This window comes from Enterovibrio makurazakiensis (assembly GCF_050336585.1).
Taxonomy (GTDB): Bacteria; Pseudomonadota; Gammaproteobacteria; order Enterobacterales; family Vibrionaceae; genus Enterovibrio; species Enterovibrio gelatinilyticus.
The window spans coordinates 1-25809 of sequence record NZ_JAKJSE010000046.1 but is presented as its reverse complement, the minus strand read 5'-3'; the positions used below and the strand labels follow the sequence as shown (position 1 = coordinate 25809).

Sequence of the window (25809 nt, the reverse complement as noted above, 5' to 3'; positions counted from 1 at the left end):
ATACCAAACACTCCATCTAGGTAAGCGCGTCGCCACTTCGAAAGCATAAACGGATGGATATCTAATGCTTCTGCAACTGACTTGACTGTACGGTGACTTTGAAAGCTCCATTCCACCGCTTTACGTTTAAAGTCTAGTGAATATTCGGCTGTCTTTTTTCCTGATTTGTAGGCTGGCATAAGGCCTCCTTTATGGACTGAATTGTGTGTCCACTAAATCGGGGGAGGTCCAGAATCTGTCTTAAACGCTTTGTTAACTGGCTATACTTCAAACGTGAGGAAGTGCATGAGTAAATCAATATCAACTTGCTGTGACTCTATGTAGTTCTCACCAACTAAGCTTGAAATTGCTGACTTCCAAAATCTAAGTGCAACTTCATTACCAAGTAACACTCTGATCTGCCACCGTCCCTCAAACCGTGCTGCCGCCAATTTTAATGCTTGTTTACCAACACCTTTACCTTTGAATTTACGAAGCACAAAGAACTGCTCAATATCGTAGGTAAGACCTTCTGGCGGATACTTTCTAACAAGAACAAAACCTGCTATTTCTCCATCAGCATGGATAAAGAATGGTGCATGATCTTCTTGCTTCCAGTAAACATCCAAACTGCTTTTGTTAAACGAAAAATCACCGTTCTCATTTGGAGACCACCCCATATACTCCGACATATCATAAATATAATATGGAAACAGATTCTCAAGAACATGACGAGATTCTGCTTTAATATTTATTAGTGAAACTTCCATTTTGTTCCTTGCCAGTTAACGTCGTTTTAAGGGGCGAAAAACATTAGCTTCATGCAAAAAAGCCACCTTAAACGCCATAAACTGATTTAACAAAATTTGCGGAAATGTTTTGCGTCCGCCTTCAAAACCTTTGTTATAAAGCTGCCACCCAATCTGTTTGAATAGCCGAACCTCGCCTTTTGCCTTTGCAAGCAGCCCTTGGGATGCTTGGTCTTTTCTGGCCATTGATGCTTGTTTGCAACACTTTCAATGGTGAGCGGCGATCCAAAATCAAACCGCTTTTTTGTTGAAAAAACCACTGTGGTTTGGCGCTCAAAGTCGCTGCTTACATGTAAGTAAAATTACAGCGTATAACGCCTGCATAACACGTTTGCTACCATGCAGATTTAGCTCAAATTTACGACTTAACACGGTAGACTAAAAGAAACCTAGAATGCCGAATTTAGCAATTCGTGTTGATGCATTTGTTATATTTTTTCTTTCTCGAAAAGTAATATATTGTGTTTTTCCGATTCACTCAATGACATTACATAAAAAAGAAACTGACTACATTCCAAATCTGATTTATCAACTATTTCCCTGAGTAAATTTAAGTTTAATAGCTGTCTATCATTTAATTGTTTTCTTTTATCCTTAATGTTTTCTAATAACTCAAAATTTACATATGTGAAGTATTTGTTGAATAAACCAGATACTACATCTGATATTTGTATTAATCTAGACTCTTCTGAATTTACAAAGCTATAGTTAAGATTTATTAAATTGTGGTCACCAGCTTTCTTCAGAATTTCAAATTTTTCCTCGATTATGCTTTCCATATCAAACTTATGAGAAGAGTACTTAAAACTAACCCCTCTATTATGATAAAAGGAATGAAAGCCACTAAGTAATAGATCCTCATCAAGGTCATAAGTTGTTTCTAACTTATCAATATCAGAACATATTGACAATAGTCCAGAAAGGTCTCTAAACTCCCTTTGTGTCTGTTCATCTATCCCAGTTTTTAATATGTTATTATACCTAATATTTTCTTTTATTATCTTATTTATTTCTCTTATAAGCTTACTTTCAAATCCTTTCCTAATTTTAGGATAATTATATTTTTTAACTAATGAAATAAACGTAGCTTTATCTAGTCTCACCAACCTATATAACGCATCTTTATAGTAGTCTAGGTAATGTCTAGCATCGATTGTATGGTTAAATGAATTTGGCTTTTTATTAACAGCATAAAAGAAAACATCATCAATCAAATCAATAAATGACCAATACTCCATGTTTAAATTAAAATAATGAACATAACAACTACTCTCAAGAAGCCATTCTAAAAACACTGTTAATTTTTGTGATTTTAAAACCTGTTCAAAGTTTCCTTTAGCAATATGCTTAAATTTTATCTCTTTAACATTATCTTGTAATGCTAATTTTTCAATCAATGTACTAACATTTATGTCATTTACATCAGACTTGTGTGCTATACCCGCCAAGATAAAATTCATCGATGCTTTTTGATTGTCGTCATTATCAACATTGTATTTATCTGTCTCTAATGAGAGTGTTCTGACATTGTTGGATTCATCATAATAAAAAGTATAATTATTTTCTTCTGAATCRAATGTAATAGATAAAGGATCCATTTTTTACTCTTATTTTAACAAAAAATATAACGCCTGCATAACACGTTTGCTACTATGCAGATTAAGCCTAAATTTACCACTTAACACGGTAAACCCAAAGAAACCTAGAATGCCGAATGTAGCAAGTCGTGTTGATGCATTTGTTAGGCATTCGACGCCAAGTAGTGAATAAAGGAGTAAGGCGATTCCTTTAGCTTTTTCTTTTCTTCATTTCTTACTTTTACAGCTGTAGACCCAACACTAGATAGCGCTGTAATGCCAAGTGCCGCTGTCACAGACATTGGCATCCCATTTGTTGCAGCTCCGACAAAGCCAGCACATGTACTCCATACCACTCTATCTTCAAGCAGTTTTTTTGTTAGGTCTTTGAACGAGTTTTTATTTATTTCAACAATACTCGATACTTCTTTTTCCATCGTGATTAATGATGCCTCAAAAGCACTTTTGAGCATTCGTTCTGATGGTGATTCATTTACAATGGCAAATGCCTCTCGAGACACTTTTTGTTTTAATATTAATAACTCATCTGATTTTTCAGACATCATTTTGTTGATTATGCTTATACCAGCCCCATCAAGGGCTGGGGTATAAGGTTTCAAAATCTTATCAAATAGTGTTGAAGATAGGCCTTCAATCATATGTCCATTAAGATCAAATTCGATGGAACTACTCTTACCGACTATAGAAAGTATATTAAGCATTTCTTCTGAGTCAGTAATCCATTGACCGTTCCCCGTTTTAGGTAATGTATATCTATTTAAGGCACATTCAGCTAATAAAAATTCTTCTTGGCCAAGGTACTTAGCTCTCTCGCTTAAGTGAGTTAATACTTTCTCTGGATTATTATCAAAAATAATCATCAGCTCATATACACGAAAAATAAAATCAGTGCTTACAGTTGCCAAAATAGCTTCATTATTAATTGCTTTTAACGCTAGAGGTAGACAGGCTTTATGGTAAGGCTCCCAAATCTCATAGTGCTCAGGAGTACCTGGGTAAATTGTTAGCGCTCTAGAAATTTTATCCCCCAACGGAGCAAAATTTTCCATCTCCGCTACAGCATGCTCCTGTGCCAAATCAAAATAATGGTAAACATACGTAAACAATCCAATAAGAGGGTGTTTCTTTTCATTAGCCCAATCCCCTACACTAATAAATGCATCTATAGGATCTCCCATCGGCCAAGCAGCCATGCTTACACCTAGCTTTCCGTGGAATAAGAGAGATGTTGAGAATTTTCTAATCTTTGGCCCCATATGATATGGATAAATCATAGGAGGCAGATCACTAAAGTTATTTTCCATTATTACTACTTATTGATAATTTTAAAAAGATGCCTAACGCCCGCTTAAGCGGACAAAAAAAGTTGGTTATAATGTGAAGCGAAGCGAAACCTAACCAACTGTTTTTGTTCCGTTTAAAGCGCTTGTTAGGCAAACCTTCGATCAGTAAAAAGACACATCCTGATCTACGTCATTACTAATTTGCTTAAACCTAATTCTTCCTGTGCTTTTCCTATCTGTAAAATAATACCCAGATAATTCAAGTGCACTTTGAGGATTACTCTCAACTTTACGAATGTCAAAAATAGTAGATCCGATATATGAACTCCAATTTGGATCCTTTGGAATAGACCGATACATATAATAGAGTTTAGGCTCCCCTCCCTCGATAGTAGGAGTCGTTTCCAAGGTGAGAGATTTTGAAGTTTCCGTATGAATATTTATTTGTGTTTCCAATAGTGTTTGTTTAATTAATACACGAACAGCTATTACTAACCCTGTTTCAGTTGTAATTTCACCTTCCCATGTACCATTTAAATCAGGATATAATGAAGGGTTGGCTTTTTTTATTAATTTCCAAATTGGCCTAGCAATAAAATTTGTTGTAATAGCGATGATTATACCCAATGCAACCCACGGCGCTATGCTTACTACTTTTACAATTGATAGGTCGTTGATCCAGTAACTTTGGAGAAACTCATAAGCGCCAATGCTTATTATTGTTGTTATCATTGCCACGTATCGTAACAGTGACTTGAAGTTAATAATTCTAAACATATTAATTTAAAACCGAAAATTTATGTAAACAGCACTTGCCACTACTTTTAGCCGAAAGTAGAGCAATATATGATTCCTGTAAAGTTGCCCCCATACCAGCAGAGAAATGTAATTCAGGCTCTGCTATAGATTTAACTTCTTCAAATAAGGCTATTTCATTAACAGTCTCACATTCTAAATAACCAGCAACGCCATCTGCGGCACAAAATATTATTCTGAAGCCTTGAGAGGTAAGGAAATCAGAAATTAGTCTCGTTTTTTCATTTACCACTTTGTTGATTCTTGAAAGTTCATTTAGGTCATTTTTTAAATATGATGATGCAATCATTTGACCAATATCATCACCATCAATTGTTATGTAAATCATGTTATCTTCTTCGGTTAAATTGCACCATTCTACTTTACATTACACTCGAAATCATATGGTTTGCCTAACAGTGTATTAGACCCAGAAATGGTCTGTTTAAACACGCCATTTAGTCCAATAACAACAAACTGCCATTCTACCATCTAACGCAACATTCTGTTTTATAAAACTAATATCTGACCTGCAAAAGTCACGTTGTCAAAAAGTGACAAATCGGTGAGATTGAAAATCATGCACCCTGCAGCTAATAACCAAACACCGCTCTCCGTAGCAATAACCTCTCTCTAACTTCACCCTTGAAGGTGGGGAGGATCAAAAGCGGCTCGTCAGTTAAGCCTGCAACCCCTTGGCTCTTTCATCCTCCGAGGGAACACACTGCGATAAACTTTGTTGTAGCCAGTGGGTGAAGGTTTGCTCGAGTGAATCTGGGGCGCTTTTTTGACTCAGCAATATGTAGTTGTGTTTTGACGGCACAAACCCGAACGGCGCGATCAAGTTGCCGCGTTTTAGATCGTCGACGACTAGCGGGTACGACCCCATCGCAGCGCCTAACCCATCAACAGCCGCTTGAAAGCAAAAATAGAAATGTGCGAACGTCTGGTGGGTGTTGCCCAGTAACGACGCATCACCAGAGAGGGATGACCAACTCTCCCATGCCATTGGCCTTGTTTGGCTGTGAAGTAATTTTATTTTACTGACATCGTGTTGCGCCTGATGCCAATACGCCGGTGAGCACACAGGCCCCACCCACTCTTCCACTAACATTGTTTTGTGGTAATCATGAACCAACTCAAAGTCATCGCGGCGAATGGCGAGTGATAATCCTGATGTGCCAAGGGTGACGGGCCCACCCGCCGTCGATAGCCTGACATCGGCCCCTGACAGTTGGTGAAAATCGGAGAGCCGTGGCATCAACCAACGCATGGTTAAGGTCGGCTCGCACGACACGTCTAGGTGTTGGCTTTTCAACTGTGCCAGCTTGTTAACCCCCGTATCCAGCGCCACGAATGCCTGCTCGGTGTAGTCCTTCAGCAATTCCCCTTCTTTGGTCAAATACACGTTTCGCCCTTGTCGGTAAAACAATGCGTGAGAAAGGTGCTCTTCAAGCACTTTGATCTGCTTGCTCACCGCGCCATGAGTAATGTTGAGCTTGCTTGCCGCTTCGCTGTAGCTTGATGACGACGCGGCGACATGAAAGATATGGAATGCTTTTAAATGCCTCATCTGTGATTTTTACTCACATTATGGTTGAGTTTGTTTCGATTATAGTCACGGAGAAAAGTACATACAATGGCGACTCTTTAATCGATATTGGAGCAAGCATGGAAGCATTAAGCCTCGCTATTTTAGGTATTCTCATTGTCGTCAGCCCAGGTGCTGACTTCGTTCTTGTACTCAAAAACAGCATTAACAAAGGAAGAATGGCGGGGATTTGGACGGCGCTTGGCGTCAGTCTCGCTATCTGTTTTCACATCGGGTATTCATTGCTGGGGATCAGCTACCTAATTTCACAGAATGAATGGCTATTTAGCGTGGTACGTTATGCGGGATCGGCCTATTTGATCTATTTAGGATTGAAGGGAATTTTCACCGCGAACGCGAGCCTAGAGACAATCGAAACCAACAAAGCAGACATCCGCGCGATCCAGTTTCTGGCTCAGGGGTTTCTGTGCAATGCACTTAACCCAAAGACCATGCTCTTCTTCCTGAGCATTTTTAGCCAAGTGATGACCCCTGATGCCAATGAAGCTCACGCGGCATTGGTGTATGGCTTGTATATGATTATGCTACACGGTTTGTGGTTCAGTGCGGTGGCGGTTTTCTTGACCTCGAATACGCTACAAAAACACGTGTTGAGAATGAAGAAGCGGTTGAATCAAGCATGCGGTGTTGGCTTGGTCGCTTTTGGCGCACTGCTTGCTATCAAGTCCTAGATTCATGGGCTTGTTTCATTCCCACAAACACCGCTTCAGTAAGTTCGACGAACCAAAAGCCATCACTGATCTCTGGCACCCCTTTGCTTCGTCGAACGCACTAGCACAATGACTGCAGCGGCTATCAACACAAGCCCAAACCCAATAAATACCCATTGTCCGTCTGTCATCTTACGTTCCTTCTTTGTTTGCTTGAATTCATGAACTAAAAACAAGGTGCACAAATGCCTTCCTATTGTTCTGGGAATGCGTTCTTCTTCCATTTTAGTGTAGATACGTTTGCTGAGTTGTTGGGCGGAGTTGAGGCTGTAGCGATTTGGTTTAGGGTTGTAAGATCGGATGTTGGGTATGGTTTTGTGATTGAGAAGCGTTGGAAAGATAAAGCGAGAGAGGAGTTTTGATGCTTAGATTGGGTGGAAGCCCTACCAGCTACATCCCGGCACACACGTCCCAAGCGGGGGCTGCTTCCTTCCGGACCTGACCCATTACACAAGATAGCGTTGCGGGAGAACCAATAGGGCCTCCATAGAATCACCGAACAATTCCTTTAGAAAGAAACCGTTGGTTCGAGCGCATTATGTGTGAAGCCTAAGCCCATTGCAAGGGCTTATCGGGCTCTGTGTGTCCAAGTGGTGAGTTTTTGCCCTGCTTACTCTTCTTCGTTCTCTGCATTGAGTAGGTAATCACCAAGCCATGCAATGGTTAGCGATAACAGCCACGCGACAAACACAGGGTTGGGTACGCTAAATTGCGGAAATACCACAATGGTGGCGAAGGCAATGGCCGGCAAAATAACACTGAGTTTGTCCCCTTTTGCTTCTCCACCAACGCGCTGTAATTCTTGCAATGTTATCGCTAACACGCTGCCACAGAAGGCCAACAACGCACCTTGTGTCCAACCACCAGCCAACAGAGCCAAGATCAGCAACACTGGCCACCAACTGAGCTTTTTGATGGGCTTCCAGAAGTATGTCGATACCCATACGGTGATCACACAGAGAATTTGCAACAAGGTGTAGCTCATTGCGCCGCCAAGCTTTTGGTCACCTTGCAGAGCCAGCACGCCACACTCCATGGCAATAACAACAGAGACAACCAATAAGGAGACTTGCCAATTGCGGCGGGCACCAGTGATCAACACTAATGCGGGAAGAATCATCCAAAGGCTTAATGAAATGGCAATGGGTTGATAGGGCATGAGTGCGCCAAAGCCGACAAGGCCAATGGTAAGCAACCAAACAGCAATGCCGCCCGAACCCAGAAAAAACAAAGCAGGAATAGCGAAAGCCAACAGCGGAATATTGCCATCTACAATGGCTGCGGAAAGCGCAGCCCCAATAACCATGACTGAGGCGGTAACCATTAACATCGTCGCATACCACATAACCGCACCTCCTTGCGCTTTCAACTGATACTGACCCAATATCTGGCTTATCATTTTCTTCTTACCCTTCTAAGCAGTTTGTAGGAAGTCACTCTCCTGCTGCTTTTCCATCCACAATGGGTATGATAATGGGTAATGTTATTTTTTAATTTTCATTGCGTTTGATATCAATATGCCTAATTTTGACGAGCAGATCTATGCGGTCTTAGCACAGATACCCCAAGGAAAAGTAACAACTTACGGTGATGTCGCAAAAATGGCGGGCTTCCCTCGGCATGCTCGTCATGTTGGTAAGTTATTAGGCGCATTACCCAAAGATAGTCGCTTACCTTGGTTTCGTGTCGTGAATGCAAAAGGCATGATTTCTTTGGTGGGTGAATCATTCACTCGCCAACGAGAGAAGCTGTTAGACGACGGTGTTGAGGTAAAGGAGAATGGCGTGATCTCTCTTCGACGTTTTCAATGGGATGGGCAGCCTTCTTAACATCTTTTGAAATCGAACACGTAAAACGCAGGTCTTTGTTGATACCACTCCCTTCATGGAATGCGTTATGCGACCCGCTCTTTTTCTTTTGATGTCAGCTACCACCGCTTTGTCTTGTTCTGCTTTCTCACAAAGCTGGCAAAGTAATGACTCTCCCGCCACTGTCGTTGAACTCTTTACCTCCGAAGGGTGCAGCAGTTGCCCGCCTGCTGAAGCGGCGTTAAATAACTTAAAGGATAGTGATGGGCTATGGACACGTGTCATTCCGCTGGCTTTTCATGTTGATTACTGGAACTACATAGGCTGGGCGGATCGGTTTGCAAAACCGGACTTTAGCCAACGGCAACGCCAGAAGGTGTCTCAAAGTGACGCCAGTGGCGTTTATACACCAGGTTGGTTTATTAACGATCAAGAATGGCGAGGCTTTTTTTCAAGGCAGCCTGTGCCTTATGCCAACGGCCCGAAAGCTGAGCGTTTAACGGCGTCAATCAATGGAAATACCTTGCGCGTGGACTACGAAGGCAATGATCGGCTAAATGCCAATTTTGCACTTTTAGCCATGGATCTAGCCACCCAAGTGAAGCGTGGGGAGAATCGAGGAAAAACCTTAGAGCATGACTTCGTTGTGGTCGACTTTGCCGCCAAATACGGTCAACGCCATTGGCAATTTACCCTTGATAGTGACGTGGCGGCAAAACCTTCAGCCTTTGCGGTATGGTTAACGCCTCAAGGCGGTGGTGACCCTGTTCAAACTGTCGCGGGTTGGTTGACGCCGCAGTGAGAAGTTCACCCAACGTTTTACCGACAAACAAAAAGGGAGCATTGCTCCCTTTTTGTTTGCTGTCTGTCATGTTGTCGGTCAATCATTGAACGTGAACACAACAAAGGCGGCACGCTTGTTCGTTAACGCCCAGCGCTGACCACTTGAATACTGATATTTTGGGTATTGGCAGGGTCGTTAATCACATGATTGGCGGTATCGCTGATGAAAATCAACTCTCCATCCACTTCAATGCGCGCACTCACAGTATAAGTATGGCCGGGTTTTATTTCAGACGGGGAGTAGCTCAGGTTAAACGGCAAAGGAACTTGCTGACCTTCCGTCATGTAAGATTGAGAACTGATCACTTCCATTGGCGCATCCGCCAACGAAACATCTGCCAGTGTTACTGTTAACTTGGCATTGCTGGGCAGTGCAATGCGCTGTAAGTAATAAACATCACCATTAACTGTCGCCATATCTTGCTCTTTCATGATGTCGCTGCATGCGGTAAAGGCGACAGCGATAAGCGCCAAAAAGAACCCATAAAACGCTTTTTTCATTAAATTGCACTCCAAGACGGCAATGTTATTGACAATAATAACAAGAGTTTAGCACTGTACAGTAATAGCCCACTCAACTATTGTGGATTACAGATCACAGTCTGAAATATTATTTCGTTACTGATTAGAATCATAAACCGAAAAAAAGTTCGGTATTATGTGGGCAATGAGAGAATTATGTCATTTTTCTGTCAACACCCATTTATTCATCACTTTACTGTTACAGGAGCACCATGAGCACACAACTTGAGGCTTTGTTATCGCTGTTGAACTTGGAACAACTTGATGAAGGTTTGTACCGTGGACAGAGTGAAGATCTTGGTTTGCCGCAGGTTTATGGCGGTCAGGTGATCGGGCAAGCGCTATCGGCAGCAAAAGGAACCGTGGCGAGCGATCGCTTTGTGCATTCTTTCCACAGCTATTTCTTACGCCCAGGCGACCCAGCCAAACCGATCATTTATGACGTTGAAAATCTGCGAGACGGACAGAGCTTTTCCACGCGTCGCGTCAAAGCGATACAGAAAGGTCAGCCGATATTTTACCTCACTGCGTCTTACCATTTGCATGAACCCGGTTTTGAGCACCAGTTCACCATGCCTGATATCACAGGCCCCGAAGGGCTAAAGTCAGAGCAAGAACTCGTGGCATCGGTTGCCAAGCATTTGCCCCAACACATCATCGATACGTTTGGCGGTGAGAGACCGATTGAAGTGCGTCCAGTTGTGGACATTAACCCGCTTGCGCCTAAAAAACAGGAAGCCAAGCAATACTTGTGGATCCGCGCTAACGGCAAAATGGTCGACGATTTACGAATCCACCAATATTTGCTGGGCTACGCGTCTGACTGGGGCTTTTTGACCACGTCCTTGCAACCTCATGGCGTGTCCTTGATGACACCGGGCATAAAAGTCGCCACCATCGATCACGCTATGTGGTTCCACCGTGAATTCCGTATGGATGAATGGCTGCTGTTCGTGATTGATAGCCCGTCAGCCAGTGGCTCTCGTGCTCTGGTTCGCGGTAGCTTCTACAACCAACAAGGTGAGTTGGTGGCATCTGCCGTACAAGAAGGGTTAGTACGGAATATGAGAAAAGCCTCAAAATAACGCGCTCAACACGGCAATCACAACAAAGGCCAGCATAACGCTGGCCTTTGTTATTTTCGAGGTCATGCTAACAGCGTAGTGCCATTAGAAGTCGTAGCGAATGCCCGCTTGAAGTTGATCGTCTTTACCCGAGATCCCCTCAAACTTGTAGCCCGCGTAAGTACGAAGGTGACCGTTGAATTTGTAAACCGCTTCTAGCGCGAAGTTGTTAGCTTCTTCTGTGGTGGTGTTATCGAACTCACCAAAGTTGTAAACACCAACCACGGCAAGCTGCTTGGTCGCTTTGTACTGAGCCGACACTTCATAACCGGTGTAATCAACGTTACTTTTTGACGCCATGGTGTAAAGCGCACCAAGAGTAAACGCATCTTGCTTGAACTGTGCAGCAAGGTTGATTTGATCATCGCTATCTGTGCCTGCATCTTGAGAAACGTAACCCGCACCTACTGCCACAGAACCAAAACTATAAAGCGCAGAAATACCCACACTGTCAGCGTCTTTCTCATCCGCTGCGATGTAGTTTGCTTGAATACTCAGGCCGTCAAACTCACCAGAATAGACGAAGTTGTTTTCGCGCTTGTCTTCGTTGCCAGAAACCACATCCGCAGCATCACCGCCGAAGGTCGCCATCACATCAGTAATGTCCGTGAGTTGAACCTGTGCAGAATCTTGCTTGCCGTAAGAAAGCTCGCCACCTGAAAAACCAAGGCCCGCGAAAAAGTAGCGGTTTTTCAAGCTCTCAGCATCTGAAAACTCAGCTTCGTATTTACCGAAGCCGTATAGCTCATCAGAAATTTCAGTTTTTCCTTTTAGGTTTACACGAGCACGAGACTTGTCTTTGAATGAACTGTCGTCCGTGCTTTCGTTGTTATCAGAAACGTTGAAGCGTGCTTCTGCACGACCACCAACTTTCAGTGTTGTGCCATCCGCGTCGTATACCGTTGCGGCGAAAGAAGGGGCGGATACCAAAGCGCCAAGAATCGCGGAGGCCAATACTGCTTTTTTCATTTTCTAACGTCCTTTTTAAATTGAGGCTTTCTTGCCATCTCATTTTCGAGAAGGCCAAGGTAGACGTTTAAAATGAACGTTAGGTGACTGTTCTATGACGTTTTTGGTGAAAGAAAATGTCATTTCGATGACTATAAACATGGCTCGCAAAACCACGAAACATACTGATGAATTTCACAATTATTCAAGGTGACAAATAACGTTATGCGAGCAAATAGAGAGGCTTTGAACGACGCATTCGTTATGAGCAATGAGCAGCGGGTCTGTAAAAAATAAAAGCCTGCATACTGACGGTTTCAATATGCAGGCTTTGGTACTCCAAACAGTGTTTACTCAGTGATTGTCGCTTCACCACATGCAATTTGTTCTAGCTCAACCAAATGCGCTTTGGTTTTCTGAAGCTGATACATTTGCCAGTAGCGCCCTTTGTTCGCCAACAATTGCTGATGGTTGCCCTGCTCTTCCACATTTCCTCGGTGTAACACCAAAATGTTGTCGGCATCTGCGATGGTTGAGAGACGGTGTGCGATCACCACAATCGTCATGGTGTGACGCAACGACGACAGCGCTCTTTGAACGCGCTCTTCCGTGCCTGAATCGATATTCGCAGTCGCTTCATCCAAAATCAAAATACGTGGACGTTCCACCAGCACTCGCGCCAAAGCTAACAACTGTTTTTGCCCTGCCGATAAGGTCACATCACCTGTTCCTATCAGGGTGTCTAACCCTTTCGGAAGGTGCTGTACATAATCAGCCAAATCCACTTGCTCCAGTGCCTGCCAAATCGCTGCATCTGATACATCACGCCCTAGCGTGACATTTTCTCGAAACGATGACGACAACACATGCGGGTCTTGTTGCACCATAGCAATGCCCGAGCGTATCGCGTTCTGTGTGAGTGATGAAATCGGACGCCCACCGAGCTTGATTGCCCCACTCTGCACAGGGTAGAACCCCATCATTAACGAGGCCAACGTGCTTTTCCCACTGCCCGTATGACCCACAAGCGCAAGGAACCCACCTTCTTTGACCGACGCATTGATCTCCATCAGGACTGACGTTTTACCGTCATAACTGAATGAGAGATCGGAAATCTCAATGTCGCCATTCTCAATCGGCGCATCATCGCTGCCATATTGGTGTGGCTTGGCATCCATCAATTCAAACAACCGCTCTCCTGCCATGATGGCCTGTTGCAGCAGCGATAGACGTTGCATCAGTTCAATCAGCGGTTCCGTAACACGACCTAGGTAGCTAATGAACGCATAAAGCACACCAACACCAATCACCTCGTGACCTTGCCAACCAAAGATCACCACCAAGGACACCAGCGCGACGCCAGACATTAAATCAATCAATGGACGAAGGAGCACACCATTGATTTTGACAATCTTCACTTCGGTGGTGAGGTGTTGATCGGTCAAAGATGCAAAGCGCTCCGAAAAGCGTTGTTCCTGCCCCATCAACTGAATCAAACTCATGCCTTGAATCGATTCACTCATCACGCTGTTAATGTCTGTCAGCAAGTCACGAGAGTCGCGATATGCTGGCGACGAGCGACGTTGATAGAGAAACATCACCAAAACCACTGACGGCAGCAAAATCGCCACAACAAGTGTCAGCGTAGGACTAAGCAAATACATGGCCACCAGCATGGCAGTGATCAACGCCACACTGTTTAAAAAGCTCGCGATCACCTGAACGTAAAGCTCTTTGAGAGACTCAGTGTCATTGGTCACTCGCGATACCAGCTTGCCCGCTGGCACATAATCAAACGCTGACAGCGGTTGATTGATGATGCTGGCATACACTTTCTTGCGAATGGTCTGCACGATATTGATAGCAATATGACTAAAGCGCAGGCCATAGCTATAGTGCAACGAGGCCGAAAGCACCGTGGCTCCGATATACCCAATTGCCAATAACCACAGAGCTGTAGGCGGGTAATAGTCTTGTGCCAGATAGTCATCAAGGAAGATTCGAATCAGCCACGGGCCGCTCACATCGGCGACAGCGGCAAGCAAAAGGAGTATCGCAGCAATCGCGAACCCTTTTTTGTCATCCATCAAATAGCGAAGCAGTCTCGCAAGAACTTCACGTTTGTTCATAACGATGCCTCCAATGCCTGCTCGAGTTGTTGATAGTGCTGCATTTCTGCATACCAGCCGTTTTGTGCCACAAGCGTATTGTGAGTGCCGCGTTCTTCAATATGCCCTTTTTGTAATACGATGATTTCATCAGCGGCTTCCAACGCAGAGAGTCGGTGTGCAATCACGATTGTGGTTTGGTGTTGTGCTCGATCATGAAGATTTTTCAGAATATGGTGCTCAGTGCGACCATCAACTGCCGACAACGCGTCATCAAGGATCAGAATCTCGGCATCAAGTAACAAGGCGCGCGCAATCGAAATGCGCTGCTTCTGCCCACCTGACAAGGTGATGCCCTTCTCCCCCACTAGCGTTTCATAGCCTTCACGAAATTGAACAATATCGTCATCAATACACGCGAGCCTCGCCGCAGCGCGGATTTCTTCACGTGTCGCATCAGGCTTGCCCAGCGCAATGTTGTCGGCAATTGAGCGAGAGAACAAAAACGGGGTTTGAGTCACCACCGCTAGCTTGCTGCGCCATTCACCGATGTTAAAGTCACGCAGGCTTACACCGCCATACTGCACCTTGCCTTGTACCGGATCTTCAAAGCGCAGAATCAAAGACAACAAGGTCGATTTACCGCTGCCGACAGGCCCCGCAATACCCAGCATTTTTCCCGCTGGAAGTGCAATGGCAATATCATGCAACGCTGGAACATCGTGCCCTCGCCACGTAAATCTATCGATGATCACATCAAGGGTTTGAGCCGACTCAGGCAGTGCTTTATCACCATCTTGCAGCTCAGACGTTTCATCCAACACTTCTTTGATTCGTTTCCATGCAGCAGCGCCACGCTCAATAATATTGAACAACCATGCCACGGCTAACATCGGCCATATCATCAACCCTTGGTACAGGGTAAATGCCGTTAGCTCCCCCAGCGTCAACATGCCATTGGCGACCATGTAACCACCGCCAGTAATAGAACAGAAAAACGAGGTACCAATGGTGACAAAAATAACCGGATCGAACATGGCATCGACCTTTGCGACTGCCATGTTCTTTTCGCCCGTGTCGTCTGCCACGGCATTAAAGCGGTCGATTTGCTTGGACTCTAAGCCAAACGCGCGGATCATTCGAATGCCGTTCAAGGAAGATTGGGTTTCATCTGATAAATCAGAAAACGCCGCCTGTGAGGCGGAAAAACGGTGATGAAGCTGCGTACCAAAACGGTTCACCATGAAAGCCATTACCGGCATGGGAGCGAGTGCTAACAAAGTGAGTTCCCAGCTGATCGTGGTGGTCATAACGATCAAAACTGCCAAACCCGTGATGACAGAATCTGCCAACGTCAGCACACCTTCGCCTGCGGTCATCACTACCGCTTTCACATCATTGGTAGAACGCGCCATGAGATCGCCAGTGCGATAGCGTTCAAAAAAGCGCGGAGAGTGGCTGGTGAAATGACGGTATAACTTATCGCGCAGCACCGTTCCCAGCCCCGCCGCAGCGCCAAAGAGCCAAACTCTCCAGATGATACGTAGCGCGTAGACAACGAACCAAAGCAATACGATAGCACCAAGCGCAATCAGCATATGCTCTCGGGTGATGTCGCCTGCCATCACGCCATCGACCAACCACCCGATGGCTTTCGGGGGAATTAATTCAAAGGTCGCAACGAAGAAAAAAATGATGATGGCACCGGCGTAGCGTTTCCACGCTTGTCGAAAATACCAACCTAGCTCTGCGAAAATGCGCATCCGATTACGTTCCTCCTGTGTGCGCTCACCGATTTTTTTATTATTAAATGGGTAATGCTGTGGTGTATTTGAGTGGCTCCATCGCAAAGGTGGAGGTCACATTCGTGAGGCCATCCATGCTGTTCACCAGTTTTTTGTAAAACCGATCAAACGCGCCCATATCAGCAACTTGCACTTTCATCATGTAGTCGTATTCGCCTGCCATACGGTAACACTCCATGACTTCAGGGAATGGCGTTACTGCTTCGACAAATCGGCGATACCAGCTTTCAGAATGATCAGACGTTTTGATGTGAACGAAAGCGGTAAATGAAAGCCCCAAGGCTTGTGGATCCAAAAGGGCCACTCGCTTTCGCAGTACGCCACTGTCTTCAAGGCGCTTTAAGCGCTTCCAGCAAGGCGTCGTGGTGAGGTTCACCTTCTCAGCCAGATCAGACAGCGACAATGACGCATCGCGTTGCAGCCAATCTAATAATTGTCGGTCGATATTATCTAAGGAAACTGCCATAAGCGTATTACCAATCTTGCTATTTTAAGGTCAATTATTCCCCCAAACTCACTAAGGGAGAAAAAAATTCTACAATTAGGATAATAGTAGAATTTTTTACCACCAAAGGCGATCAATAAACACAAAATGGCAAAACAATACTCTTAACAAGCGCTTATAGTTTAGATATCCCTGAGTGACTTCAAGCAGTAGAGAGCCAGACCAATCATGACCGATGCCAATATGACACACACATCATCCCACTGGGTTTGCGATGCAATTCGTAAAATTGAAGCGGATTTTCAGCGCTCTGCTGATACGCATTTAATTAAGCTGGATCTTCCTTACTTCAGCGATATTGATATTTATCTCAAAGACGAAAGCACTCACCCTACTGGTAGCTTGAAACACCGCCTTGCTCGCTCACTTTTTCTTTACGGTTTGTGCAATGGTTGGATAAAAGAAGGCACCACGGTCATTGAATCTTCATCAGGCAGCACGGCGATTTCAGAAGCGTATTTTGCCCGTTTACTGGGCTTGCCCTTCATTGCGGTTGTGCCTCGCACGACAGCGAAAAAGAAAATCGAGCAGATCCAGTTCTACGGCGGCGAAGCGCATTTTGTTGATCGCTCTGATGCCATCTACGCGGAGTCTCGTCGCCTCGCACAAGAACTGAATGGCCACTACATGGATCAGTTCACTTACGCAGAACGCGCAACCGACTGGCGCAGTAATAACAACATCGCCAACAGCATTTTCGGCCAAATGAAGTATGAGCGTTACGCCGTTCCAAGCTGGATTGTGATGAGCCCAGGGACAGGCGGCACGTCTGCCACCATTGGTCGTTTTATTCGCTACCGTTGTCATCAAACACAACTGATGGCGGTTGACCCTGAGAACTCCGTGTTCCATGAATTCTACAAAACCGGTGATAGTTCTATAACGCTAGATCGCGGCGGAAAAATTGAAGGTATCGGTCGCCCTCGCGTCGAGCCTAGCTTTATTCCTGGTGTTATCGACCGAATGGAAACCATCGCAGACGTCGACAGTGTGGCAACCGTGCATTGGCTTGAAGGCATTCTAGGCCGCAAAGCCGGTGCATCTACAGGCACCAATCTGTTTGGTGCGTTGAAACTGGCTGAAGAGATGCATGCGCGAGGCGAAAAAGGCTCGATCGTCACGCTACTCTGCGACAGTGGCGAGCGTTATCTCGATACCTACTTCAATGAAGATTGGGTCAGCGCTAACATCGGCGATATCACGCCAACATTAAAAGCGCTGCAGAAATACAACAGCTAGGCACACCATAGGCAAAGAACTATCGCTATCACAGGACGTGTTTGTCACGTCCTGTTTGCTTTCAAAATAATGACGCATTAATGATGCGAAGAAGAATATCGTCCCTCATCTTTCTCTGATTTTCTCAAATTCCTCTACGAACATCTCAAACATTGCGAGCCATCGCCGCCGTTAAACACCATTCCCCATGATATATTTTTGAATGGTTTCAATTTGATACTGTTTCATTTTCTTTTTTCATGGGAGCCTATTGTGAACAAATACCTGATCGCGACCAGTGCTATTTTTTTCGTCATCTTTATCGTTAATGACTTGTTCAACACCGAAAGAGTACCTCTCAATACTCCGTTACCTGATAACGCCCCTTTCACGGTTTCAAACCAGTTTGATGGCGAATGGGAAGGGAAACGCACTGATATCAGCGGTGACAACATCTGCCTGCAAACACGCATTATTGGCAAGATCAAAGAGGGGAAAGTGTCGCTTCGCTTGATGTACAACAATACCTATTTGGAAGGCTTTGTCAGTGACACGGGCGAACTTGCCCTGTTTGCAGACAGCCAAAAGTGGGGATATCGATTCACTGGTAGCGCAGACTCTGATCAAATCAACGGTAACTGGAAGGTCACCAACGCGCCATGCAATGGTACATGGCAGTTAGCAAAAACATCATAGGGGTCAAATCCCGCCGCCACTAGGTATAAGTCAGCACGAATAAATTCCATGCAATACGCGCCAACCGTGAGAGATATACAAACATGAACATCATTAAAGCCACACCTTCTGATACACCCACTGTTGCCCCTTTATTTAACCAATACCGCGTATTTTATGGTCAGCCAGATGACCCTATACTTGCCCATGATTTTATTCATGCACGCCTTACTCTCGAAGAGTCTGTCATTTTTTTCGCCATCGATGAGCAAGGCATGGCGGTGGGCTTCACTCAGCTTTATCCCATGTTCTCTTCCGTCTCTGCTCAGCGAATATGGGTATTGAATGATCTTTTTGTTGGCGATTCACAACGTGGAAAAGGAACCGGAAATGCGTTGCTGAAAGCAGCAAAAGCACATGCCCTAGCAACGGGTGTCTGTGGTATTGCCTTGGAAACATCAGTCAGTAATTGTGGCGCACAAAAACTCTATGAATCTTTGGGGTATGAGAAAGATATTGAGCATTTTCACTACTTTTTAAGCTTAAAAACATAACAACGAAAAAATGTGCACGACATAGAGCTGCTCTCGCTTCTGCGTTACACTTCGCCCATAGAAACTCTCTACATATCGGTTAAAGGTGTAGCCATGAAAAAAGCTGTTGTCGTCTTTAGTGGCGGGCAGGATTCCACCACGTGTCTGATCCAAGCATTGTCTGAGTTTGACGAAGTGCATTGTATTACCTTTGATTATGGTCAGCGCCATAAGCAAGAAATCGAAGTGGCTGCAGACGTCGCGAAAGAGCTCGGCGCAACGTCGCACAAAGTGATGGATGTTAGCTTGCTCAATGAGTTAGCGATCAGCTCGCTAACCCGTGACAACATTCCTGTTTCACACGAACTGCAAGAAAACGGCCTACCAAACTCGTTTGTACCGGGTCGTAATATTCTGTTTCTAACCTTGGCTGGCATTTACGCATACCAGCTAGGCGCAGAAACCGTGATTACTGGTGTTTGTGAAACCGACTTCTCTGGCTACCCTGATTGCCGTAATGACTTCGTGCAAGCGATGAACAAATCACTGGTACTCGGCATGGACCGTGAATTGGAAATTCGTACGCCGCTGATGTGGCTAAACAAGGCAGAAACGTGGGCACTGGCGGATAAATACGGCAAGCTGGAGTATGTTCGCGATAACACGCTCACTTGCTATAACGGCGTCATTGGCAGTGGTTGTGGCGATTGCCCCGCTTGTGACCTTCGCCAGAAAGGGTTAGACAGCTACAGCAACGACAAAGAAAACGTGATGGCTTCGCTAGATAGCAAAAGCGCATAATACGCCGAGCCTCCTCCAATATATCCAATGGAGGGGGCAATTCCCCAACACGCCTTCCCTCCTGTTTATCTTCATTTTATCAAAGACTTAAAATTACACCTACGCATTGCGCTTCTTCACTACTTAAAAGCGTTCAACAATTCTGAAAGAATTCCTTTCTGTTCCGGTTTCTATCTAAACTTATCTTGTTCAATAAGGAGGCTGTATGTATCTCGCTGTTAGCGGTACGTGTTATTGGTGCATGGAAGCCATTTTCTGTGCGCTTCGCGGCGTTTCAGAAGTCGAACAGGGGTTCTTGATCACGGAAGATCGCAGGCATGTCGAAGCGGTATTGTTTCGTATTGATGAGTCTGAAATCTCTTTAGAGGATACGATTCGTGTGCATTTGGATTCGCACGCGTGTACATCCAATCACTCATTTCGGGATACCTATCCGAGCTTTATCTTCCCGATAAATTCTGCACACCTCCAAAGGTGCCAAACTGCTTTGAATCATGTCGCAGAAGATTACATCAAGCCGATTGTCACGAAAGTTGCGCCCATCGTGGCCTTCTATCCGACATCGGCAAGTCAGCAGAATTATTACTGGCGTAATCCGTCAAAGCCATTTTGCCAGCGTGTCATCGCACCCAAAATGCAGGTGTTAAAGGAGCTGTATCCAACGCTTTTAAGCCAAGATGCATTTGCATTTTTGTCTGATAAAACCGCGTAAAAAAAGCGCCAATCGGCGCTTCTTCATTTTCCATTCAGTGATGTATTACACATCGCTTACTTATCAGCTTTTGCGTCCTGACGTTTTTTGAACGCGGCCATTTGCTCGTCCGTTGCTGGAAGTTGGTGATTCGCTTTCCACTCACCATACGACATGCCGTAAACACGCTCACGCGCTTCATCGTCGCTCACTTCAATGCCGCGCTGATCAGCTTCGGCTTTGTACCATTTACCCAGACAGTTACGACAAAAATCCGCAAGGATCATCAGATCAATGTTCTGCACATCTTTGTTGTTGTCTAGGTGCGATAAGAAACGACGAAATGTCGCAGCATCCAGTTGATCTTGTTGCTCTTGCGTCAATTTATCAGACATGGTGTTCTTCCTATTGATTCGTAATGACTGTCATTTGGTATCAACCTTACCAATGCTTGGTTCACTAATAAAGAAAATGCCAGCGACGACAACGACGCTGGCACATTTTCTATCTAATGGTGACGCATTAGCAGGTTAACGCGCGTCAAACTCACCATGGGCTGCACGGTGCGGTTTGGCGTTCTCCAGCTCAACCTTAAGTTGCGCTTCCACGTATCCCGGTGAATGGGTTTTCACAGAAAGCAGACGATACATAGCAGGGATAACAAACAGCGTAACCGCCGTTGCGAACGTCATACCCGCAAAGATCACCGTACCCACTGCCACTCGGCTTTCATAGCCTGCACCGGTTGAGATAATCAACGGAATCGCGCCGATAATGGTGGTAAACGCCGTCATCATGATTGGGCGAAGACGACGCACTGCGGCATCAATAATCGCTTGTTCAAACACCACGCCGCGATCACGAAGCTGGTTGGCGAACTCAACAATCAAGATACCGTTTTTGGTTACCATACCAATCAGCATGATCATGCCGATCTGCGAGTAGATATTCAGACCTTGATCCGTCAGCCACAAGCCAACAAAGCCACCAAAGATCCCCATCGGCACCGTCAACATGACGACCAACGGGTTCACGAAGCTTTCAAACTGCGCTGCCAACACCAAGTAAGCCACCAGCAATGCCAAACCGAACACGATTAAGATACTGCTCTGGTTGTCTTTGAATTCCGCCGATTCACCGGAATAGCTGACCGAAATGTCTGCCGGTAACAATTCAATGGCTTTAGCATCAAGGAAATCCAATGCATTACCCAAGGTGTAACCGTCACCCAAGTTCGCTTTCAGCGTGATAGCCTTTTGCTTGTTAAAGTGGCGAAGCGTTTGCGCGGACGCCACTTCTTCTACTTCAGCAAGGGTATCTAGACTCACCAAATCCCCATTGCGTGTCCGCATATAGATCTGGCTGATGTCGTCTTTGCTGTTGAAGCGAGCTTCATCGCCACGCAGATAAACATCAAACTCTTCACCGCGATCAACAAAGGTCGTCTCTGTGCGTCCACCCAGCATGACTTCCATCGTGTTCGACACGTCGTCGACGCTAATCCCCAATTCCGCAGCGCGTTGACGGTCAATTTTGACCACCAATTCTGGCGTGGTTTCTGCGTAGTCGAGATCGACACCTTGCATGATTGGGCTGGCCTTGGCTTCATCCACCAACACTTGTGCCCACTTGTTGAGTTCTTGGTAATCCGCACCGCCCAATACAAGCTGCACAGGTTCACTCGACCCTCCGCGGAAACCAGGCATGAAGGCACGTACGAAAATATCAGGAATACCGGCGAGCGCTTGACGGACACGTCCTAGTGCTTGGGCTGCCGTTTCATCGCGGTTATCCCAATCTTCAAGCTGCATGATAACGAAACCAGTCTGATCCCCTGCCATGCCGCCAAAAGCTGGCGCTTGTAAGCTAACCGACGTGAGCAAACCTTCGTCGACCAACGGCATCAAACGGCGTTCAACTTCTTCCATGTTGACCACCATGCGGTTGTAAGCTGTGCCTTCTGCGCCTTTGACGAACGCCATCAACACGCCACGGTCTTCTTGCGGAACAAGCTGCGCAGGCAGGTTTTTCATTAACCACGCACTACCACCGATACACGCGATGATCACTAACGGCGCAGCAAAACGTGCAGCAACGGCCACGGTCACCAACCGTCGATACCCGTTCTCGAATGATTCGAAGAAGTTATCAACCATATGGTTAAACGCGCCACGTTTCACATTGGCTTTTAGGATTTTACTGCCCAATACCGGCGTGAGCGTGAGTGCCACGATGGAGGAGAAAATCACGGCCATCGCCAGTAATACTGAGAACTCTGTAAATAGCTTTCCGACCATGCCATCCATAAAGGAAATTGGCAGGAACACCATCACCAGAACCGCGGTGGTGGCAACAACGGCAAAGCCCACTTCTCGTGTGCCGTTATAGGCAGCAACAAGGGGCGTGTCCCCTTTTTCAATATGGTGGAACATGTTCTCGACCACCACGATCGCATCATCCACCACCAGTCCAATCGAGAGGATCAGCGCCATCAAGGTCAGTAGGTTGATAGAGAAGCCAAAGAAATGAGCCGCAATAAACGCCGAGATCAACGACACAGGAACCGTGACCGCAGGGATCAAAGTGGCACGTACCTGACCAATAAAGATATAGAGGATCAATACCACCAGCGCGCCGGTGATAAACAGGGTGCTGTATACCTCATCGATAGAGCGTTCAATGAAGATGGTAGAGTCATAGTCGACCCAAAGGTTAGTGCCTTCAGGCAAGAATGGCTGGAACTCTTCAACAAGCGCACGCACGCCAACAGCAACGTCCAATGGGTTCGCATCAGATTGCGCGACAATACCCAAACTCAGGTTATTAATGCCGTTGTTTTTATAGGTCGCGTTCTCGTTCTGGGAGCCGATGTAAACGTCAGCCACGTCTTTGAGGTAAATCGGGCTGCCATCTTTTGCCGTTCGCACCACAAGGTATTGGAAATCGTCAGGGGTCTGATACAAGCGTTCAGTACGTACCGTCATCTTGGTGATGTCGTTACGAATTTCACCGCCTGGACTTTCCAAGTTTTCACGACGAAGCGTGGACGTAATATCATCCGTGGTGACGCCACGCCCTGCCATAAGCACGGGATCGAGACGCACATACATCACTTTGTACAGTGCACCATATAGCTCAACCGAGCTGACACCTGACAGCAGGCTAAATTTGTCTTCCAACATACGCTGGGCATATTCAGTCAACTGCGTTCTGTCCATTTCTGACGACGCAAGGTTGATGTAGATGGATGCTTCGCCCGAGCCATTAGATTTGGAAACAATGGGTTCGTCAGCTTCGTCAGGGAGACGTCGCTGGGCTCGTGCTACGGCATCACGCACATCGCTGACACCTTCGGTTAAGTTCCATTCAATATCGAACTCAACGGTAATGCGAGACATGCCGTTGCGGCTTACAGAGGTGATTTCTTCAATCCCACTGATGCCGGACAGCTCATCTTCCAGCGCTTGAGTAACTTGGCTTTCCATGATGCTGGCGGATGCGCCCGCATAACGGGTCATCACTGAAACCACAGGGCTATCAATATCTGGGTATTCGCGCACCGACAAGTTGCTGAAAGACACGATACCAAACACACACAAGAGCAAGCTCAATACAATGGCGACAACAGGCCTTTTAACAGAGACATCTGAAAGCCACATTTACTTGCCCTCTTCCATCTTTGCGCTCTGTGAGTTTGATGCGCTCTGTGCTTTCGCTGCCGTTAAGTCGTTCACTTTTGTTCCGTCGCGCATGCTCACCAAACCTTGCACCACGATGCGATCGCCAAGTTCTAAGCCGCTTTCAACCGTCACTTTGTTTTCGACGCGCGCGCCGAGTTTTACTTCAGTGCGGTTTGCAATGCCTTCATCATCAACCAAATACACAAAGCGCTTGGTGCCCGAATATTCGATCGCCTGTACAGGGATCACCGCCGAAATTTGTGGTGCAAAGCCCAACGTCGCCTCCATCATCATGCCCGGACGCAACAAGCGATCGCCATTGTCGATATCGATACGGGCACGTAAATTCAATGAATCGTTGTTGATGCGGGAATCCACTGCAGACAAATGACCTACAAACGTTTTGTTTCTCCACGCTTTGGTATGTGCGGTCACATTGATGTCTTTGCTCAGTTCACTGAGGTACTGTTCAGGCACATTGATGTCTAGCTGCATAAGCGACAAGTCATCAAGGTTTAGCAGGGCATCACCCGCTGAGACCAATTGACCACGCGTGATGTCCACAAGGCCAACCGTGCCAGAGAATGGGGCTTTGATGTGCAGATCATCCAGATCCGCCTGTGCGGCATCTAAACGCGCTTTGGCAATATCCACGCTGGCTTGCTGTGCATCCAGCTCGGTTTTAGTTAACGCACCGCGCTTATGCAGCTTGGCGAACTCGCCGTGCTTACGCAGTTCATCTTTATGAAATGCTTGCGCCTCTGAAACCGACGCCTGCGATTTTGCTGTTTCCAAAGTGAACAGCGGCTCGCCTTCTTTTACTTGCTGACCAGCCGTCACATGCACCGCGTCGATTTTGCCGCTCACTTCAGGGGCAATAATCACGGAGTTTTCGGACTTCAGGTTACCAATCAATGACAGGTTGCGCGTAACAGGGTGTGATTCAACTTGCGCCGTGGCGACAGCGACCGCTGGACGAGCTGAACGCCCTGACGGGGTATCAGCCGCTTCTGTGTTGCTTTGCCAAGCAAAAAATCCCGCGCCACCGAGAACGATGACAGCGGAGAAAAGCAGTTTATTTTTCATCTTCGTAACCGTAAATAACAACTCGCGATAGTCTACTCTATGCCTATCTTGTGTGCGGTAAAGAAATGTAAATAAGGCAAAGAAAACATCATAGATAAGCAGAAAGAAAGCCAGCACTAAGGCGCTTCATTTCTCGCCTAGAATTGCGTTTTCACATCAAAATTCGCCAGTTTGGTCTAACTTCACGCGCCAACGTCGAAAAAACCAGCAAACGCACAGCGTTTTGGAGAAAAGTGCTTTACAGCGTCCGGTCGTTTGATAATATGCGCCCCGCACTTGTGGTGGGATTCCCGAGTGGCCAAAGGGATCAGACTGTAAATCTGACGGCTCCGCCTTCGAAGGTTCGAATCCTTCTCCCACCACCATCATTCGCTTTGTGGCTTGATGGAAACATTAAGAACGCAACGCAACATAGAAAAAGAAAAACTCGTGGTGGGATTCCCGAGTGGCCAAAGGGATCAGACTGTAAATCTGACGGCTCCGCCTTCGAAGGTTCGAATCCTTCTCCCACCACCATCATTCGCCTTGTGGCTTGATGGATAACATTAAGAACGCAACGCAACATAGAAAAAGAAAAACTCGTGGTGGGATTCCCGAGTGGCCAAAGGGATCAGACTGTAAATCTGACGGCTCCGCCTTCGAAGGTTCGAATCCTTCTCCCACCACCATCATTCGC

The 25809-nt window shown here is 45.9% G+C and carries 27 protein-coding genes, 3 tRNA genes and 1 other RNA gene; 13 read left to right on the top strand and 18 right to left on the bottom strand.

The window, feature by feature from the left end; genetic code table 11:
* The 8 genes from L4D06_RS25025 to L4D06_RS24990 form a co-directional block, all read right to left on the bottom strand.
* A partial coding sequence (locus L4D06_RS25025) for a transposase (protein ID WP_429742165.1) occupies window positions 1-179 on the bottom strand: 179 nt, incomplete at its 3' end.
* 81 nt (window positions 180-260) lie between these two features.
* Window positions 261-749 (bottom strand): GNAT family N-acetyltransferase, encoded by a 489-nt coding sequence (locus tag L4D06_RS25020; RefSeq protein ID WP_429742163.1) that lies wholly within the window; start codon window positions 747-749, stop codon window positions 261-263.
* 15 nt (window positions 750-764) lie between these two features.
* Window positions 765-974, bottom strand: a complete 210-nt coding sequence (locus tag L4D06_RS25015; RefSeq protein ID WP_429742161.1) for a hypothetical protein — start codon at window positions 972-974, stop codon at window positions 765-767.
* A gap of 242 nt (window positions 975-1216) precedes the next feature.
* Entirely contained in the window at window positions 1217-2386 is a 1170-nt protein-coding gene (locus L4D06_RS25010) for a DUF3800 domain-containing protein (protein WP_429742159.1), read from the bottom strand.
* 143 nt (window positions 2387-2529) lie between these two features.
* Window positions 2530-3690, bottom strand: a complete 1161-nt coding sequence (locus tag L4D06_RS25005) for a hypothetical protein (protein WP_429742157.1) — start codon at window positions 3688-3690, stop codon at window positions 2530-2532.
* Window positions 3691-3831: 141 nt separating this feature from the next.
* Window positions 3832-4401 carry a Cap15 family cyclic dinucleotide receptor domain-containing protein gene (locus L4D06_RS25000; protein WP_429742155.1) on the bottom strand — a complete coding sequence of 190 codons (570 nt, stop codon included), beginning with the start codon at window positions 4399-4401 and terminating at the stop codon, window positions 3832-3834.
* Between the two features lie 46 nt (window positions 4402-4447).
* On the bottom strand, window positions 4448-4813 hold the full coding sequence (locus L4D06_RS24995) for a mCpol domain-containing protein (RefSeq protein WP_429742152.1): 366 nt from the start codon (window positions 4811-4813) through the stop codon (window positions 4448-4450).
* Window positions 4814-5143: 330 nt separating this feature from the next.
* Entirely contained in the window at window positions 5144-6037 is an 894-nt protein-coding gene (locus L4D06_RS24990) for a LysR family transcriptional regulator (protein WP_429742150.1), read from the bottom strand.
* A gap of 98 nt (window positions 6038-6135) precedes the next feature.
* On the opposite strand from L4D06_RS24990, the gene L4D06_RS24985 reads away from it, so the two are divergent.
* A complete protein-coding gene (locus L4D06_RS24985) occupies window positions 6136-6747 on the top strand; it encodes a LysE family translocator (protein ID WP_429742148.1) in 612 nt (203 codons plus the stop codon).
* Window positions 6748-6971: 224 nt separating this feature from the next.
* Window positions 6972-7148, top strand: a complete 177-nt coding sequence (locus L4D06_RS24980; RefSeq protein ID WP_429742145.1) for a hypothetical protein — start codon at window positions 6972-6974, stop codon at window positions 7146-7148.
* Window positions 7149-7167: 19 nt separating this feature from the next.
* Here L4D06_RS24980 and ffs read toward each other — a convergent pair.
* An RNA gene (ffs, locus tag L4D06_RS24975) (signal recognition particle sRNA small type) lies at window positions 7168-7264 on the bottom strand.
* Between the two features lie 132 nt (window positions 7265-7396).
* The gene (locus L4D06_RS24970; RefSeq protein WP_274165173.1) at window positions 7397-8185 is read right to left on the bottom strand and encodes a VP0952 family biofilm-associated protein; all 789 of its coding nucleotides are present in this window, start codon (window positions 8183-8185) and stop codon (window positions 7397-7399) included.
* A gap of 118 nt (window positions 8186-8303) precedes the next feature.
* On the opposite strand from L4D06_RS24970, the gene L4D06_RS24965 reads away from it, so the two are divergent.
* Both L4D06_RS24965 and L4D06_RS24960 read left to right on the top strand, forming a co-directional pair.
* Window positions 8304-8615 carry an MGMT family protein gene (locus L4D06_RS24965; protein WP_274165174.1) on the top strand — a complete coding sequence of 104 codons (312 nt, stop codon included), beginning with the start codon at window positions 8304-8306 and terminating at the stop codon, window positions 8613-8615.
* A gap of 67 nt (window positions 8616-8682) precedes the next feature.
* A complete protein-coding gene (locus L4D06_RS24960) occupies window positions 8683-9396 on the top strand; it encodes a DUF1223 domain-containing protein (RefSeq protein WP_429742142.1) in 714 nt (237 codons plus the stop codon).
* A gap of 122 nt (window positions 9397-9518) precedes the next feature.
* Here the strand turns inward: L4D06_RS24960 and L4D06_RS24955 are convergent, their stop codons facing one another.
* Window positions 9519-9938 (bottom strand): YbaY family lipoprotein, encoded by a 420-nt coding sequence (locus L4D06_RS24955; protein ID WP_274165176.1) that lies wholly within the window; start codon window positions 9936-9938, stop codon window positions 9519-9521.
* Window positions 9939-10171: 233 nt separating this feature from the next.
* On the opposite strand from L4D06_RS24955, the gene tesB reads away from it, so the two are divergent.
* A complete protein-coding gene (gene tesB / locus L4D06_RS24950) occupies window positions 10172-11044 on the top strand; it encodes an acyl-CoA thioesterase II (RefSeq protein ID WP_274165177.1) in 873 nt (290 codons plus the stop codon).
* Window positions 11045-11128: 84 nt separating this feature from the next.
* Here tesB and L4D06_RS24945 read toward each other — a convergent pair whose 3' ends face one another.
* The 4 genes from L4D06_RS24945 to L4D06_RS24930 all read right to left on the bottom strand — a co-directional run bounded on the left by L4D06_RS24945 (window position 11129) and on the right by L4D06_RS24930 (window position 16410).
* The gene (locus L4D06_RS24945) at window positions 11129-12052 is read right to left on the bottom strand and encodes a porin (protein ID WP_429742139.1); all 924 of its coding nucleotides are present in this window, start codon (window positions 12050-12052) and stop codon (window positions 11129-11131) included.
* Between the two features lie 329 nt (window positions 12053-12381).
* Window positions 12382-14160 (bottom strand): ABC transporter transmembrane domain-containing protein, encoded by a 1779-nt coding sequence (locus L4D06_RS24940; RefSeq protein WP_274165179.1) that lies wholly within the window; start codon window positions 14158-14160, stop codon window positions 12382-12384.
* Complete coding sequence (locus L4D06_RS24935) at window positions 14157-15902, bottom strand: ABC transporter transmembrane domain-containing protein (protein ID WP_274165180.1); 1746 nt, start codon at window positions 15900-15902, stop codon at window positions 14157-14159. The genes L4D06_RS24940 and L4D06_RS24935 overlap by 4 nt, the downstream gene beginning before the upstream one ends.
* Window positions 15903-15945: 43 nt before the next feature.
* Window positions 15946-16410 carry an Lrp/AsnC family transcriptional regulator gene (locus L4D06_RS24930; protein ID WP_274165181.1) on the bottom strand — a complete coding sequence of 155 codons (465 nt, stop codon included), beginning with the start codon at window positions 16408-16410 and terminating at the stop codon, window positions 15946-15948.
* A 207-nt stretch (window positions 16411-16617) separates the two neighbouring features.
* Between L4D06_RS24930 and L4D06_RS24925 the strand changes: the two genes are divergently transcribed.
* The 5 genes from L4D06_RS24925 to L4D06_RS24905 all read left to right on the top strand — a co-directional run bounded on the left by L4D06_RS24925 (window position 16618) and on the right by L4D06_RS24905 (window position 20388).
* Window positions 16618-17688, top strand: a complete 1071-nt coding sequence (locus L4D06_RS24925; RefSeq protein WP_429742136.1) for a PLP-dependent cysteine synthase family protein — start codon at window positions 16618-16620, stop codon at window positions 17686-17688.
* A gap of 252 nt (window positions 17689-17940) precedes the next feature.
* On the top strand, window positions 17941-18363 hold the full coding sequence (locus L4D06_RS24920) for a hypothetical protein (RefSeq protein ID WP_429742134.1): 423 nt from the start codon (window positions 17941-17943) through the stop codon (window positions 18361-18363).
* 83 nt (window positions 18364-18446) lie between these two features.
* Window positions 18447-18896 (top strand): GNAT family N-acetyltransferase, encoded by a 450-nt coding sequence (locus tag L4D06_RS24915; protein WP_429742132.1) that lies wholly within the window; start codon window positions 18447-18449, stop codon window positions 18894-18896.
* A 93-nt stretch (window positions 18897-18989) separates the two neighbouring features.
* The gene (gene queC / locus L4D06_RS24910) at window positions 18990-19676 is read left to right on the top strand and encodes a 7-cyano-7-deazaguanine synthase QueC (RefSeq protein WP_274165185.1); all 687 of its coding nucleotides are present in this window, start codon (window positions 18990-18992) and stop codon (window positions 19674-19676) included.
* Between the two features lie 205 nt (window positions 19677-19881).
* Window positions 19882-20388, top strand: a complete 507-nt coding sequence (locus L4D06_RS24905) for a peptide-methionine (S)-S-oxide reductase (protein ID WP_429742130.1) — start codon at window positions 19882-19884, stop codon at window positions 20386-20388.
* A 56-nt stretch (window positions 20389-20444) separates the two neighbouring features.
* Here the strand turns inward: L4D06_RS24905 and L4D06_RS24900 are convergent, their stop codons facing one another.
* The 3 genes from L4D06_RS24900 to L4D06_RS24890 form a co-directional block, all read right to left on the bottom strand.
* Window positions 20445-20762, bottom strand: coding sequence for a DUF1244 domain-containing protein (locus tag L4D06_RS24900; RefSeq protein WP_274165187.1), 318 nt, complete (start codon window positions 20760-20762; stop codon window positions 20445-20447).
* Between the two features lie 135 nt (window positions 20763-20897).
* Entirely contained in the window at window positions 20898-24026 is a 3129-nt protein-coding gene (locus L4D06_RS24895; protein WP_429742128.1) for a multidrug efflux RND transporter permease subunit, read from the bottom strand.
* Entirely contained in the window at window positions 24027-25133 is a 1107-nt protein-coding gene (locus tag L4D06_RS24890) for an efflux RND transporter periplasmic adaptor subunit (protein ID WP_429742126.1), read from the bottom strand. It lies immediately after the preceding gene.
* A gap of 280 nt (window positions 25134-25413) precedes the next feature.
* On the opposite strand from L4D06_RS24890, the gene L4D06_RS24885 reads away from it, so the two are divergent.
* The 3 genes from L4D06_RS24885 to L4D06_RS24875 all read left to right on the top strand — a co-directional run bounded on the left by L4D06_RS24885 (window position 25414) and on the right by L4D06_RS24875 (window position 25801).
* A tRNA-Tyr gene (locus tag L4D06_RS24885) sits at window positions 25414-25498 on the top strand.
* Between the two features lie 66 nt (window positions 25499-25564).
* Window positions 25565-25649: transfer RNA gene (locus L4D06_RS24880), tRNA-Tyr, on the top strand.
* A gap of 67 nt (window positions 25650-25716) precedes the next feature.
* Window positions 25717-25801: transfer RNA gene (locus tag L4D06_RS24875), tRNA-Tyr, on the top strand.
* Window positions 25802-25809: the final 8 nt, after the last annotated feature.